Genomic DNA, 14,357 nt, shown 5'->3' with positions numbered 1-14,357 from the left:
GATAAATTTTAGGTCTTAGGTCTTAGGTCTTAGGTCTAGGTTTTAGGTATTAATCTTATAGCTGCTAACTGGGTACGATAAATTCATTGATTGGCATCATTTGTTTACCAACGCAGAGGTTAATTTAAACTTGCTACCGGGATGCACTAGCCGTGCAAAACTCACCACTCCTTGGCGCGACCAGGTGCGGCGTAAAATTTGTAAACAAGGTTCAGTCGCAGTTATCGCTAATTGCTGCTGTAATCGTTCATTGGCCATGATGGCTTCAACGGTATGGCGCGCTTCAGTTAACGGCGCTACGGCAGAGAGATATTCGTGGGGCGTCTGCAACGTAAAGTCTTGTGCTAAATAATTGGGAACCAACGTAGGATTAACAAATCGCTCTTCCACTTGCAGGGGCAAACCTTGCTCGCAATGCACCAAAACCGAATAAAACACCGGACTGCCAACCTCAAGCCCTAACGCATTTGCGACAACGGTTGTGGCAGATATTTGTGTTAACTCAAGCGGTGTAACGCTATAACCATGGCCACGGTCTTTAATTTCGTCGGCAATATTACGAATGGCCAACAGTGACGATTGTGATTTTAACCCCGCAACAAAAGTCCCCACGCCTTGAGTACGCTCTAACACGCCCGAGTCCACCAGCTCTGTTAACGCCCGCCTTGCGGTCATGCGACTACACGCAAACAAGTCCGTTAATTGGTTTTCAGACGGCACGCGTTCGTTTTCTTGCCATTCGCCTGTTTCAATACGGCTCAAAATAAATTGTTTAATTTGGGCAAATTTTGCTTGGGCCATATCAGGGTTTCCACGCTCATTAAAATAGGATGATTGTTTATTACTGCATCAACTCTACCTTGTATATACAAGTTAAAACAAGTATTGTTTAGCGAATAATTATTTACCGCGATTTTGTCTTTCTAGGGGTTTTAATGGTGTGGGATCAAGTCTGGATAGATGTCAACGTAGCAACGATGGACCCGAGTGTTCATGGTGCTTACGGGACGATACCTCAAGCTGCGATTGCCGTAAAAGACGGTAAAATAGCCTGGGTCGGCCCTCGCAGTGAACTGCCCGAATTTGATGTTTTGGCAACGCCGGTTTACAGAGGTAAAGGGGGTTGGATAACCCCAGGACTTATCGACGCGCACACTCACTTGGTGTTTGCTGGCAATCGCGCCAACGAGTTTGAACAACGACTCCAAGGCGCCAGTTATCAAGATATTGCCCGCGCAGGTGGCGGTATTATTTCAACGGTTAATGCCTGTCGCGATGCCGACGAAGCAGAGTTATTTGAATTAGGCCGCCAACGCTTAAATGCCCTCGCCAGGGAAGGTGTTACCACCGTTGAGATTAAATCGGGTTACGGCTTAAATACCGCAACCGAACTCAAACTATTGCGGGTCGCTCGTGAGCTTGGCGAGCATCATCATATCGATGTTAGCACCACATTTTTAGGCGCCCATGCCATTCCGCCAGAATACCAGAACGATATAGACGGTTATGTCGACCTTGTGATTAATGACATGCTGCCCGCAGTTATTGCGGAAGGTTTAGCGGATGCTGTTGATGTATTTTGCGAAAATATCGCCTTTAATCTTGAGCAAACTGAGCGAGTATTAAGCGCGGCTAAACAAGCCGGGTTGCAGATAAAACTACACGCTGAACAGTTATCTAATATGGGTGGTAGCGCCTTAGCCGCAAGCTTGAATGCTAAGTCGGTTGATCATATTGAGTATTTAGACGAGGCGGGAGTTAAAGCGATAAGCGAAAGTGGTACCTGCGCGACCTTATTACCCGGGGCTTTTTACTTTTTACGCGAAACTCAATTACCACCAATCGATTTACTGCGTCAATACAAGGTGCCGATGGTGATTGCCAGCGACTTTAACCCCGGTTCATCACCGATTTGTTCAACCTTATTAATGCTTAACATGGCTTGTACCTTATTTAGGTTAACCCCAGAAGAAGCCTTACAAGGTGTGACCCTTAATGCCGCCAAGGCATTAGGGCTCGAGCATCGCGTTGGCAGTATTACTGTGGGCAAACAGGCCGATTTTTGCTTATGGGATATCAGCACTCCTGCGCAACTGGCGTATGCCTATGGGGTTAATCCTTGTCAAAGCGTGGTCAAAAATGGCCAGGTGGTTGCCCTGCCTCGCTAAGCTATATATCCGGCGTTGGTATGCTATGACTGCCGCCGGTTTTTAGCGTATTTAAAGTTCATTTCAAACACACGATCACGGTTTCACTCAACAGCCAATATCAATTAAAGGGTGATTTTAAGCTCTATTTCATTTAGGCTAGGCATATTATGAACGAACGCTCAAAATTATTTATCCTTAACCTAACCTATATTGACAGAGGTATTATGAAAATCCGCACACTACTATCACTTGCTAGTGCATTTTTGTTGCTTAACAGCAGCAACGCTTTTGCTAATGACTCAACAGAATCAGCAGCACAACTCACCAAGCCAAAAGTGATTATTTTTGATGTGAATGAAACCCTGTTAGATCTAGAAAATATGCGTAAATCAGTCGGTACTGCGCTAAATGGTCGTGACGATTTATTGCCATTATGGTTCTCAACCATGTTGCATCACTCTTTAGTGGTTTCAGCGACTGGCGAGTATCAATCGTTTGGTAATATTGGAGTGGCATCACTCGAAATGGTGGCCGAAATTAACGGCATTGCCATCACTCACGAACAAGCTAAAACCGCTATTGTTACGCCATTACGCTCTTTACCAGCGCATCCAGATGTTGCAGAGGGTTTAGCGGCATTAAAAGCTCAAGGTTATAAGCTCGTAACCTTAACGAATTCATCATTAGAAGGCGTTCAATTACAGCTTAAAAATGCAAACTTAAGCCAATATTTTGATGCAAACTTAAGCATCGAGTCTGTTGGTGTATTTAAGCCGCATTTAAGCACTTACCAATGGGCCATTAAAGATTTAGGCGTTAACGCTAACGAAGCCCTAATGGCTGCAGCCCACGGTTGGGATATTGCTGGTGCCGATAAGGCAGGCCTACAAACTGCATTTATTCGTCGTCCTGGTAAAGTGTTGTTCCCACTTGCGGCACAGCCTGACTACAACGTGCTAGATGTGAATGATTTAGCGAAAACGTTAGCTAAATTTAAATAAGCATCAGCACCACAATCGCCTAACCCTGTTAGGCGATTTTTTCAATTGTTTTAGCCCTTGCCATTAACGATTAATTAACATTTAATAAGTGTTGAATTATGAATTGCATAAAGGGATAAAATGATGAAAAAAGGGTATTTAGCACTGTCGGTAGCATTGTGCCTTACCGGTTTAAGCGCCAGCACCGTTGCGCAAACCACATTAGTGCATGATGTTAATGGCTACACCTTAGTTAACGGTAAATTACACACCTTTAATGCCATTCAGTTCACCGACGATAAAGTCGACCAACTCTTCACCAAAGACCAGACTTTACCCTCTTCAACCGATATCATCACCATTGATGGTAAAGGTAAAACCTTACTGCCAGGATTAATCGACGCCCACGGTCATGTGCTCAGTTACGGCTTAAGCTTATTAACCGCTGATTTAACCAACACCAGTAGCGAACAAGACGCCGTAACACGCGCCCAAGCATTCATTAAGAAAAACCCCACAGGCAGTTGGTTAATGGGCCGCGGGTGGAACCAGGAGTTATGGGACAGCAAACAATTCCCAACCAAAGACACATTAGATAAAGCCTTTACAGCTAATCCAGTATCTTTTAGCCGTGTTGATGGCCATGCCATTTGGGTTAATAGCAAAGCGTTAGCTCTGGCCGGAATTTCCGCCACGACTGTTGCGCCAGAAGGCGGCGAAATAGTTAAAGACGAGCAAGGTAACCCTACCGGTGTGCTTATCGATAATGCGATGAACTTAGTCTTTAACATCATTCCAGACCTTAATCAGCAGCAATTACAATCAACCTTATCCCTAGCAATGGACAGCTTAGCCTCATACGGACTCACGAGCGTACATGATGCCGGGATCAGCATCGATAACATTAAAGCATATCAACATTTGGCGGCTAACAATGCCATGAGCGTACGAGTCAATGGCATGCTGTCGGTTGAAGATCCAAGGTTTGATAACATCTTAAAACAAGGCCACATCACCACTGCCGACGACATGTTTAAAGTCGACAGTGTAAAAATATCTGCCGACGGCGCCTTAGGTAGCCGCGGTGCTGCGTTAATTAAAGAATATTCAGATCAACCCGGTCACAAAGGTTTAATGCTGTATTCAGACGAGCAATTAGGCAAACTCATTTTACAGGCAATGAAAGCCGGATTTCAGGTCAACACCCATGCCATTGGCGACAACGCCAACCAAGTGGTGCTCAATAAATATCAAACCGCCATCGCAGCAACTGACTCAAAAGCATTACGCCACCGGGTTGAACATGCACAAATACTCGACCTTGCCGACGTGCCCCGCTTTGCTCAGCTTGGCGTTATCGCGTCAGTGCAAGCAACCCACGCCACCAGTGACAAGAACATGGCTGAAAACCGCTTAGGCAAAGCCCGCCTCGCCGGTGCGTATGCTTGGCGTAAATTGTTAAACGCTAATGCGGTCATCGCCAATGGTTCAGACTTTCCTATTGAATCGCCAAACCCATTTTTTGGTCTACACGCTTCTGTCACCCGTCAAGATCATCTCAACAAACCTTTAGATGGTTGGTTAGCGGGTGAGAAATTGTCGCGTATTGAAGCGTTTAAAAGCTTCACCATCGACGCAGCCTATGCCGGCCACCAAGAGCAGTTATTAGGTACGCTAGAATCCGGCAAGAAAGCAGACTTTATTCTGGTTGAGGACGATTACTTTGCTATCAACCCGCAACAAATATGGCAAAACAAAGTCATCGCCACCTGGGTAAACGGCCGTCAGGTGTTTGTGAAAGAGTAAATGATATAAAGCATGAATTAATTGTGTATTAGATCGAGTTTGAATTAGCTTGAATTAGCTTGAATTAGCTTGAAAACCTTAGAGCCAAGAATGTATCACTGAATACTCATTTCATAGGTTCATCATGGCATTCACTCTCCGACACGCACCAGTACATCCCTGTTGCTCAGCCACTTGTCTGATGTGAAGGAATTCACATCAGACACCCATCTGATGCGTTAGCATTTTCACTCTTTATGACAAGATGGGCCGAAGCTGGCTATAAGCGCAGTCAAAAAGCTGGATTTAACCACGTCGCGAATTATCGCCTCTATTATTTAAATCAAATGGGATAATTTTGATGTGGCGGCTGGGCCAGTTCTTTTATAAAAAAGAAAGAGGGAACAGCCGTTGGTTTCCTCTTGGTCTGTTGTGGGCGAAACGCCACGACGTTAGTGACCACAGGGCATGAGTAAACACGACAAAAACTAACACCTAGATCCCGGCTTAAAAACACTGCCGGGAAGATGAAAAATACTATCGACACCTCGCAGCCGAAAAACCTCTATGCTTTAGTAAATTGAAGATGAAGCTTATCTTTAAGCACAGATCGCTCGTGTTTAGCTTGATGCATAAACTCATCACTCGTTGGGGAATTTCTCAACTCTAATTTGCGGATTTCAGTGTCTAAATCATGATATCGACGAGCATTGGCAGCAAACTCACTGTCACCATCAATTAACGTTAAAATGGTCACTGTGTACTCAGGAAAATCGACTAATAACGCATGGCTTTCACCTAACATATCTCGCTCCTTTATATTTAACCGTATTAATAAGCAGTTCTAAGGATTTGTAGCAATATTGCGCACTAAATAAGGCGCTAATAAGGGGATTAAATAACAGTATTAAACAGTCCTAAGGTTAGACTATATTTCTGTACTCGGTAAAATCGTGATCTAACGCTAAAAACTGCTACCATAACCAAAATCGGACACGATACATCACCAAGCTTACACCTCTGGTGAAAAAACCTAGTCAGTAACCGTCGTCAATAACCGTAAAAGCCATCGACATTCAACACCTTGATTGACTAGCAAAACCGACTAATTCACTTACATAAGTAGTTGGCATAAGTCGTTAGCACAAGTAACGAGAAGTATAACGAGAAGTCATTGGCTATGTAGCCTAATTCGCCAACCAGCCCGGCAGAGTAATCCATGAATAAAATAATAAACGCCCTAGTAATCGCCCTACTTGTCAGCGGATGTACTGACTCAGCAACCCCAACCGACAGCACAACAGGTGAAGCGAGCCAAACTAGCGCCGCGACAAGCCAAAGCCTTAAGCAACAAATGGCCTCAATAACTAAAGATTTCTTTGTCATGCGCCCAGAAATTGCCACTTATTATGGTGTCAGTGATGCCAGCATCAATGCCACAATCATGTCAAAACTCACTGACTACAGCCCATCAGGTGAAACCCATCGGCGTAATGGCTTAAAAGCGATGCTCAAGCAGCTTGAAGCCATTGACGTTAAAACGTTAACCGAATCAGAAAAAGTCAGCTTAGCGGCCATTGAGTCTGAAATTAAAGGCGCATTATTACCCGCTAAAGTAGTTAATTATGGCACGGTCTTGGGCGAATATGGCGTGTGGTTTTTACCTTATGCTGTGAATCATTTATCAGGCTTACAGATTGAGTTTCCAGGTTACATGGAAGACAAATTTGCCGTCACCAATACCGCCGAAGCAGAGGCTTATTTAACTCGCTTAAGCATGTACCCTGCGGCGATGGGCACCTTAATCGACAAATTAAACCATGATGTAGAAGTGGGTGTTATCCCGCCAGACTTTGTGATTAATAACACCTTGATCGGCTTAAAATCTCAAATAAGTGGCCCGGCAAAAACTCACCCTTTAGTCACCAGCTTTAACGCTAAACTCAATACGGCTAACGTGGTTAATCGTGACGTTTTGGTTAAATCAGCCGCTGAATTAGTCGATACCAAATACTACGCAGCAACCCGCCAATTAATTGCTGCACTAGAAGCTGTGCAGCCCAAGGCTCGCCATAATGCAGGTATTGGCCACCTACCCCAAGGTGCAAAGCTGTACAAAGCAATGATCCAGCATTTAGGTAACTCAAACAGAACCGCTGAGGATATTCATCAGCTTGGGTTAACAGAGGTTGCACGTATCACCGCAGAAATGGACGGATTACTGAAAAAAGTCGGCTATGTTAACGGCACTGTGGGTGAGCGCATGCAGATATTGCTAAATGATCCCAAATACCTTTACCCCAATACACCTGAAGGCAAGCAACAGCTGATGGCCGATATTGATGCTGATTTAGCACTTATTGACGCTAAGTTGCCGCAATGGTTTGGTCGTTTACCCAATCAAGACGTAGCGATTGAAGCGGTACCAGACAGCCGTGCGGCATCAACTAGTGGCGCATTTTACGATGCACCATCACAAGATGGCAGCCGTAAAGGTACGTTTTGGATAAGCTTATATGACACGGCTTCATTGCCATCATATTCATTGCAAACCCTGACTTACCACGAAACCAATCCCGGGCATCATTTGCAAACCATTATTGGCTTATCTGATGAGCTGCCATTACTCAGTACCGTGTTTTACTCTAACGCTGCGGGTGAAGGTTGGGCCTTGTATGCTGAACGTTTAGCTGCCGAAATGGGCATTTATGCCGATGACCCAATTGACGATATTGGGCGCCTACAATCTGAGCTGCATCGTGCAGTGCGTTTAGTCGTAGATACTGGCATGCATGCAAAAGACTGGAGCCGCGAGCAAGCCATTGACTATGCCATTGCCACCGAAGGAATTCATCAATCAGAAGCCACAGCCGAAATTGAACGTTACACCGTATGGCCAGGGCAAGCGCTAGGTTACAAACTCGGTGAATTGAAAATTATTGAGTTACGTGAAAAAGCCAAACAAACCTTAGGCGATAAGTTCGACATTAAAGTGTTTCACGACCGTTTATTAGAAAACGGCGCATTGCCGCTGGATTTAATGGAACAAAAAATTAACCAGTGGCTAACCAGCGAAACCGCACAATAAACGGATTAACACGCCATAATGATACCTGTCACAGGGCAACACTTGCCCTGTGACATTTTGCATTTACCGATTGATTTATTATTCCGTCTGTTGAAATGTCGCTAATTGCTGAGTGTATTTGTTCAGATAAAACGGATGTTCAGTATTTGCTAAGGCTTGTTTTTCAGCTGCAATCGCTTTAGTTAACTCGCCTGAGTCCGCATATACTATGGCTAAAGCATGATACGCGGTATGCGCCTTCGGATAAGCATTTAGCGTATCTTGATAGACCGCAATCGCTTGTGCAGGATTATTGTCAACAAAACTGTCTCCAAGTGCCAATAACGAATCAATAGCGGGTACATCAAAACCATACACGTCATCAGACAAGCGTTTATAGTAGGCTAAAATCGCACTCGTTCCTTGTTGTGATATTGCGGAGTCTGCAGCCAATACAGTATGCACATCGTTAAATATCATCTCGATACCCATGGCCGTCGCCAAAATGGGTTGCGTCATATAGTAACTGCCATCCAATCGTTTTATTTTATAACTCAGTTGCGCATTGGCGTGGGTTACAAGCATATCTTCAAGCATGGCAAACGAGTCGAGTTGTCTTTGTTCAAAATCGCTGTCACTGGTGCTCATAAACAACAATCTTTGCTTACCCTTGAGAGTGTTAAGCCGCTTAGGCGCATCGTTTAGCACAAAGGCAAAATCATCAGACAGCACTGGGCTGGCAGCAATATAAGCATTAAATAACTGAGGACGATTGAGTAAGCTATGCAACACTAAGCCAGCATTGCCAGTAAAGCCGTTAAAAATTCGAAAGCCATTGGTGCGGTATTGTTTGTCGATGGCTGGCAGCAAATGCTGTTCAAAAAAGTCGAGTAATCCTTGATCGCCTCGTTTCTCAATCGCGGCAGACTTTAACTCCCCCAACCCTTTATGGCCATTTGGCGCAGTAATAATAATGGTGTCTAACCACGGCCAACCACCATTATGGCTCATCCAATCGTGCATACCGCTTAAATACAAATGACTGCGAGGATGGAGATCCAATAACACCACATAACGTTTGTCGGGGTGCTCGGCATAGCCATGAGGTAACGTCACAACAAAGTCGGCCGCGGTGCTAAATGAGTTTAAGTTAACGCTGAGGATCTCGGTTTGCGGTTGTGGAAATGCATCAATTTTCGGCGCATTCGCAGCATGGGTATTTACAGCGATGACACTCAGTAACAGCGAGCCAATAAACAGGCATCGCCCCCATAAATTCAATCCCTTAGTGGTGTAGCCGTTAATTACTGTAGCCATATTATCGTCCTTGTTTTATACACCTTGTTGAACCTAACAGACCCACTAACACAAGGCAATTTAGCATTATCTAAATCTAGCTCACATCTTGTACTAAAAGTCGTCAAACCTCGACGCAATATAATCAATAGCACTAGCCTTAGCGGCCAATAAAGCATAGGATCATCATTAAGTTAATTATTGTTTGGGAGTCACAAATCTTATGAGTATTAGAGCTATCATCGTTGATACCGCCGGTACCACTACCGATCTTAACTTTATTCAGGATGTGTTATTTCCATATTCACGCACTGCAATGGCTGAGTTTCTTGAGCAAAACCAACACAATGTTTTGGTTGATTGTTGCATCAGCGACATTAAAGATATCGCCCTTGAGCAAGATGCCTCGTTAGCGCGTGTGACCGAAATTTTACAGCAGTGGATCGACGAAGACCGTAAAGTTACTCCTCTGAAAACCTTACAAGGTTTGATTTGGAAGCAAGGCTACAATCGTGTTGATTTTACAGGGCATATTTACCCTGATTTTATCGACAGCATTGAGCGCATTAAAGAAAAAGGTATCCGTATTTATAGCTTTTCTTCAGGTTCTGTCGAAGCACAAAAACTGTTATTTAGCCACTCTGACTCAGGTGATTTAACCCCTTCATTTAGCGGCCATTTTGATAGTCGCACTGGCAATAAATTAGACAAGCAAGCCTACTGCAACATTTGCAATACGATTAGCCTCAAGCCAAAGCAAATTTTGTTTGTGTCAGATGTTGCTGAAGAGCTAAAAGCCGCTGCAGCAGCGGGAATGACAACCTGCCAAATGCTTCGATTTGCCGGCCAGCGCCAAGCAGATTGTAAAAAAGTGACCAGTTTTAATGAGCTGCATTTTGACTAAGCCTCAGGTTTAAACAATATGACTAAAAAACGACCTTAAGGTCGTTTTTTGTTTTCGTTAAAAGCAAAGCTCGTTCACCTAGCTCACTATAACTCACCAGACTTAACTGGGAAACGCCGGCGAAATGCATTTCTTCACTTCAAAATGGTAACCATATTCGCCATTGATATCAGGGGTGATCTCTAAAATTTCATAATCATTAAGCTCTACCACATGCGACTTCGCTGACTTTTTACAACGCGATTTGGCATTGGCCTCAAGCTGGAACGCAAATAAGGCAATCGCTTTACGCACGCTCGAAAAATACTGGCTGCGTAGTTGGTTATAAGGTTGTTTAGCAATTTCATCAATAGCGTCTAATTCTTTTTCACGCTCTATTTCTGCCGCCGTTTTAGCTTTAGGTACTGGTTTAGGTTTCGGCTTCACCTCTTTTGCTAGGCCGCTCGCAACCAAAGCTAAATCATTTTCGACTATCAACGCTTCTTCAGGTTGGGCCTCAACGAGTTGCACTACTTGCGGGTCGTCTAAGGCTTTTTCTACTTGGCCGTAAAGATCCATTAACATGGCTAAGTGATACAACACCACAGCCGCAAGCACCACTCGCACCCAAAATGTGGTGCGATGAAAATGTTGATGATTAATCAGTCTAAAATTAGTCACGCCAAAAGGACGCAATAAAAACGACACGCTAAACATTAGCGGGAAAATAAGCTGTAAAAGCAACAACACAATACTGCTCATAATCACGCTCCACGCAGGAATATAGAGCAATATTGCAAAGTTGTGAGTGTAATTGAAACTGTTCGATGCCACGCCCACTACATCGTTTACCACCGAGCTTGAACTGGCAACCGCAAAGTTAGCCACTATGGCATAAAACAATAATAACACCGCCTTACCCGCCAAACTGTGCCACATACGTTCAAACAAATGCCAAAACTCAATCGACATTGCAATAACACTAATCACTGCTACCCACACCACAGAGTCTGTAGTAAACAATAATACTATCGCAAGCAGATACAACTTTTGCGGTAAGCTTAGTTGGGTTTGTAACCTTGTTAGCCGTGCTGAAAATACCGCCCAACCAGACGACAGCCATGTGCTAGAGGTGGTTAATAATGTCGGTTTTGGCAAGATAAAGTCCTTATAAATTGTCGGCCAGTGGCCATAACCCTTGTTGTTCCGTCTTGTGGCTGGTAGATTAACGACGCTTTCAAACAAGCGTTTAATTTTAATCTCACACAGGGTATCCCATGGAAGACTTTTTAGCCAAACACGCTATCAGCACTCAAATTCAAGTCGCCTGGGGGGAAATGGATGCACTGCAACATGTTAATAATTCGGTCTACTTTAAGTATTTTGAAACGGCGCGTCTCGATTTCTTTAATCAAATTAACCTACTTGCCGACTTAAAAACCACAGGTGTAGGCCCGGTATTAAGCGAAACTAACGCCCGCTTTAAGCGCCCGCTGACGTTTCCTGACTCAATTATTGTAGGCATCAAAATTAGCGACATTACAGAAGACCGCTTCGTGATGCATTACACCGTGTTTAGCCAGGCTCAGCAATCGGTCACAACACAGGGCTGGGCTAAAGTGGTGATGTTTAACTTTAAAACGGGACAAAAAGCCAAATTAACCCCAGAATTACTGGCCGCCCTATCGAAGCATCAGTAAATGTCTGTAATAAATATTGAAATCAATACACTACAAGGATAACACCATGAGTAATCAAGACGTCGTCACCGTAGAGCACCAAGCCGAACAACATCGTTTTGTGGTCAACATTCAAGGAGTTGAAGCCATGCTTGAATACCACTTAGCGGACCAAAGTATTGATTTTCATCGCACCTTTGTTCCACCAGCATTGCGCGGCCAGGGGATTGCAGAAAAGCTAGTGCGTACTGGGCTGGCATGGGCAAAATCTGAAGGTTTTCATATTAATGCCAGCTGCAGTTATGTGGTTAAGTTTTTGCGTTAATTAGCCGTTAACCGGACCCGTTAACGCAGCTAATTGCTGGCGCACATTGTCGGCCAATGGTTCGCTTTTTTCGGTTTGATAATTGTAATGCACCATGGTGGTAGTGGCTTCTGCGGTTTTTTTACCGTTTTGCCAACAGCTTTGTAAAATATCAAAACTACTGTTGCCCAAACGGCTAATGTGAGTTTTCACCGTCACTTCTGTGCCGTAGTAGGTTGGCGCGGCGAAGGCGATGGTAAAACCGGCAATAATCATATTCCATTTAGTTAAATCTTGCCCCGGATTTACAATATCAAAAATCGGCTCACGCGCTGCTTCAAACCACACAGGGATCACGGTGTTATTGATGTGCCCTAAAGCATCGGTTTCACAAAAACGCGGTTTAAGGGTCATGCTAAATTGAGTGTCTGCCACAAAAAAGTCCTTTCTTATTATGTTGAGTCCATTGATGTTTTTCGATGAACAAATGTCATTAACCCATTCTAACGACACATCTCACTCAAGGTCATTAAAAATGTCTTTATTGCGAAGGAATTATGGGGGCATGTTAGGGGGGCAAACAGTAACCATCTAAAAAATTAAATAAAATTATTTTCTCGATTGGGAATCGTACTCATCTATGATGGCCAAAATCAACTAAACAGACAAAATGCCATCAAATTTCGGCTTAAATCATTGTCACTCTAAAGCCAAACAACTAGAACTTATTTCCATGCTTAGCTTTGTCTGCTGCAACTTCAGCCGCTATTTCAGCACGAACTTCCTTGATGTCCTCTAAAGCATCAAACTGATACTCAACAAAAATTTGATAGTATTTACTCTGTAACAGGTAAAGTGACATGAATAAAACAATGACGGCTAACAGATATGCATAAATAAATGTGGCCTCTTGTGCGATTAAAAACACTGTCGGCAAAAATATAATAAATAAAATATAGAAATACCATTTTAAGACTTTTACAGCAAAGAAAGATCCTCTAACAATTGCATAATTGAAGCCATTGAAAAGAATTACTAATGCCGCAAAATATAAGAATAGAAGCTCGCTCCCTATATCAACTATACCAAAATAAAACTCTAAAATGAGAAAATTTAAAAGTGATATGGCAAGCATCATGAATAGTATCGTAGCTAAAAAAGCCCCTATGGACTTCATAGGTGGAAATAATCCGACAATATCGCCATCACTTTTCTTTTTAGTTTGTCTTTTCATCAATCAGCTAGCTCTTCATATATACCAATAGCCATTGTTCCATTGAATAGGCTACCAGAAACGCTCATTGAAACTCCAACGGCATCCATTAAATGTAAACGAAATTCATGGATAATTTTTATGTTGCCTTTTCGAGCCATTAATTTTATTAACTCACCTGAAATAACTAGGTAAATTAAGGCGCGTAACGTCCAAGGACTAATTACACTTTTTGACCAATAAAACAGATCTACAAGTGAGTTTAATCAACGAAGAGCGGTTTTAATATTTAGCGCCTTCTTCAGCAGCTATCTCCGCAAGAACAGATTTATAGTCTTCAACACTATTTAATCGATGTTGAACAAAAATTCGATATTTTTTAATGTCTAAAATAAAAATTGAGCTCATCGCTAAAACTGCTGAAACCAATTTAACAATAAATAATTCCACGGAAAAGTCTTCTATTATCACAATAGGGATCAGTAAAACTAAGAGAGCATATTGGAATAGCTTTAGAACCTTAACGGCAAAAAATGAACCTAGAATAACTTGGTAATTCACCAAGAAAAAAATGATAGATAAAACGGCTAACACGCCTAAAATCGCTTCTGGTGAAGGGTCAAAATAAAAATTCATTGCAACAGATGCCCCTACACCTAATGATATAGTCATCAGCACAGAAGCAATTAAAAAGGTTATAAATGACAACAAGGGCGGAAATCCCCCAAAAGTAACATCCTCACCTTGCGTATTTTTCATCATTCAACACTCATCTCTTCAAAACATCACTAGCAATTTTCTAGCTAAATGATTGTCATAACACGACTGAGTGCTAGATCTAAAAACAGGCTTTCCATTTACCGTGATAATTTCCATAGTTCCCTCTATGCTGCCTAATTTTAAAATAGAGTATTGTACCGCTACTGGAAATACTGACAATTATCACTAAGTATTACTAAAAAGGACGCGAATGCGTCCTTTGGGGATGTTCTTGATGAAG

The 14,357-nt window shown here is 43.0% G+C and carries 14 protein-coding genes; 7 read left to right on the top strand and 7 right to left on the bottom strand.

Annotated features, from left to right (window positions below; genetic code table 11):
* Positions 1 to 96: 96 nt before the first annotated feature.
* Positions 97 to 801, bottom strand: coding sequence for a histidine utilization transcriptional repressor HutC (hutC, locus tag AC19MV_RS12480; RefSeq protein WP_498307926.1), 705 nt, complete (start codon positions 799 to 801; stop codon positions 97 to 99).
* A 134-nt stretch (positions 802 to 935) separates the two neighbouring features.
* Here hutC and hutI point away from each other — a divergent pair, with 134 nt between their 5' ends.
* From hutI to AC19MV_RS12465, 3 genes are all read left to right on the top strand, one after another.
* Complete coding sequence (gene hutI / locus AC19MV_RS12475) at positions 936 to 2,168, top strand: imidazolonepropionase (RefSeq protein WP_498307924.1); 1,233 nt, start codon at positions 936 to 938, stop codon at positions 2,166 to 2,168.
* 206 nt (positions 2,169 to 2,374) lie between these two features.
* Positions 2,375 to 3,151 (top strand): haloacid dehalogenase type II, encoded by a 777-nt coding sequence (locus tag AC19MV_RS12470; protein ID WP_498307923.1) that lies wholly within the window; start codon positions 2,375 to 2,377, stop codon positions 3,149 to 3,151.
* Positions 3,152 to 3,271: 120 nt separating this feature from the next.
* The gene (locus tag AC19MV_RS12465) at positions 3,272 to 4,936 is read left to right on the top strand and encodes an amidohydrolase (protein ID WP_498307921.1); all 1,665 of its coding nucleotides are present in this window, start codon (positions 3,272 to 3,274) and stop codon (positions 4,934 to 4,936) included.
* Between the two features lie 544 nt (positions 4,937 to 5,480).
* On the opposite strand, the gene AC19MV_RS12460 is transcribed toward AC19MV_RS12465, so the two are convergent.
* The gene (locus AC19MV_RS12460) at positions 5,481 to 5,720 is read right to left on the bottom strand and encodes an HP1242/YdcH family protein (RefSeq protein WP_498307919.1); all 240 of its coding nucleotides are present in this window, start codon (positions 5,718 to 5,720) and stop codon (positions 5,481 to 5,483) included.
* Positions 5,721 to 6,134: 414 nt separating this feature from the next.
* Between AC19MV_RS12460 and AC19MV_RS12455 the strand changes: the two genes are divergently transcribed.
* The gene (locus AC19MV_RS12455; protein WP_498307918.1) at positions 6,135 to 8,003 is read left to right on the top strand and encodes a DUF885 domain-containing protein; all 1,869 of its coding nucleotides are present in this window, start codon (positions 6,135 to 6,137) and stop codon (positions 8,001 to 8,003) included.
* 78 nt (positions 8,004 to 8,081) lie between these two features.
* Here AC19MV_RS12455 and AC19MV_RS12450 read toward each other — a convergent pair whose 3' ends face one another.
* Positions 8,082 to 9,299 (bottom strand): alpha/beta hydrolase-fold protein, encoded by a 1,218-nt coding sequence (locus AC19MV_RS12450; RefSeq protein WP_498307916.1) that lies wholly within the window; start codon positions 9,297 to 9,299, stop codon positions 8,082 to 8,084.
* A 202-nt stretch (positions 9,300 to 9,501) separates the two neighbouring features.
* Here AC19MV_RS12450 and mtnC point away from each other — a divergent pair, with 202 nt between their 5' ends.
* On the top strand, positions 9,502 to 10,182 hold the full coding sequence (gene mtnC, locus AC19MV_RS12445) for an acireductone synthase (RefSeq protein WP_498298507.1): 681 nt from the start codon (positions 9,502 to 9,504) through the stop codon (positions 10,180 to 10,182).
* Between the two features lie 102 nt (positions 10,183 to 10,284).
* Here mtnC and AC19MV_RS12440 read toward each other — a convergent pair whose 3' ends face one another.
* On the bottom strand, positions 10,285 to 11,319 hold the full coding sequence (locus AC19MV_RS12440) for a hypothetical protein (RefSeq protein WP_432402229.1): 1,035 nt from the start codon (positions 11,317 to 11,319) through the stop codon (positions 10,285 to 10,287).
* 119 nt (positions 11,320 to 11,438) lie between these two features.
* On the opposite strand from AC19MV_RS12440, the gene AC19MV_RS12435 reads away from it, so the two are divergent.
* Both AC19MV_RS12435 and AC19MV_RS12430 read left to right on the top strand, forming a co-directional pair.
* Complete coding sequence (locus AC19MV_RS12435) at positions 11,439 to 11,861, top strand: acyl-CoA thioesterase (protein WP_432402227.1); 423 nt, start codon at positions 11,439 to 11,441, stop codon at positions 11,859 to 11,861.
* Between the two features lie 46 nt (positions 11,862 to 11,907).
* Positions 11,908 to 12,165 (top strand): GNAT family N-acetyltransferase, encoded by a 258-nt coding sequence (locus AC19MV_RS12430; protein ID WP_432402225.1) that lies wholly within the window; start codon positions 11,908 to 11,910, stop codon positions 12,163 to 12,165.
* Here the strand turns inward: AC19MV_RS12430 and AC19MV_RS12425 are convergent, their stop codons facing one another.
* From AC19MV_RS12425 to AC19MV_RS12415, 3 genes are all read right to left on the bottom strand, one after another.
* Positions 12,166 to 12,558: an acyl-CoA thioesterase gene (locus AC19MV_RS12425; RefSeq protein WP_432402411.1), complete on the bottom strand. Its 393-nt coding sequence runs from the start codon at positions 12,556 to 12,558 to the stop codon at positions 12,166 to 12,168.
* A 304-nt stretch (positions 12,559 to 12,862) separates the two neighbouring features.
* Complete coding sequence (locus AC19MV_RS12420; protein ID WP_432402223.1) at positions 12,863 to 13,378, bottom strand: hypothetical protein; 516 nt, start codon at positions 13,376 to 13,378, stop codon at positions 12,863 to 12,865.
* A gap of 261 nt (positions 13,379 to 13,639) precedes the next feature.
* On the bottom strand, positions 13,640 to 14,119 hold the full coding sequence (locus AC19MV_RS12415) for a hypothetical protein (RefSeq protein WP_498307914.1): 480 nt from the start codon (positions 14,117 to 14,119) through the stop codon (positions 13,640 to 13,642).
* Positions 14,120 to 14,357: the final 238 nt, after the last annotated feature.

This window comes from Shewanella sp. MF05913, assembly GCF_059758095.1.
This window is presented reverse-complemented; position numbering and strand designations above follow the sequence as displayed.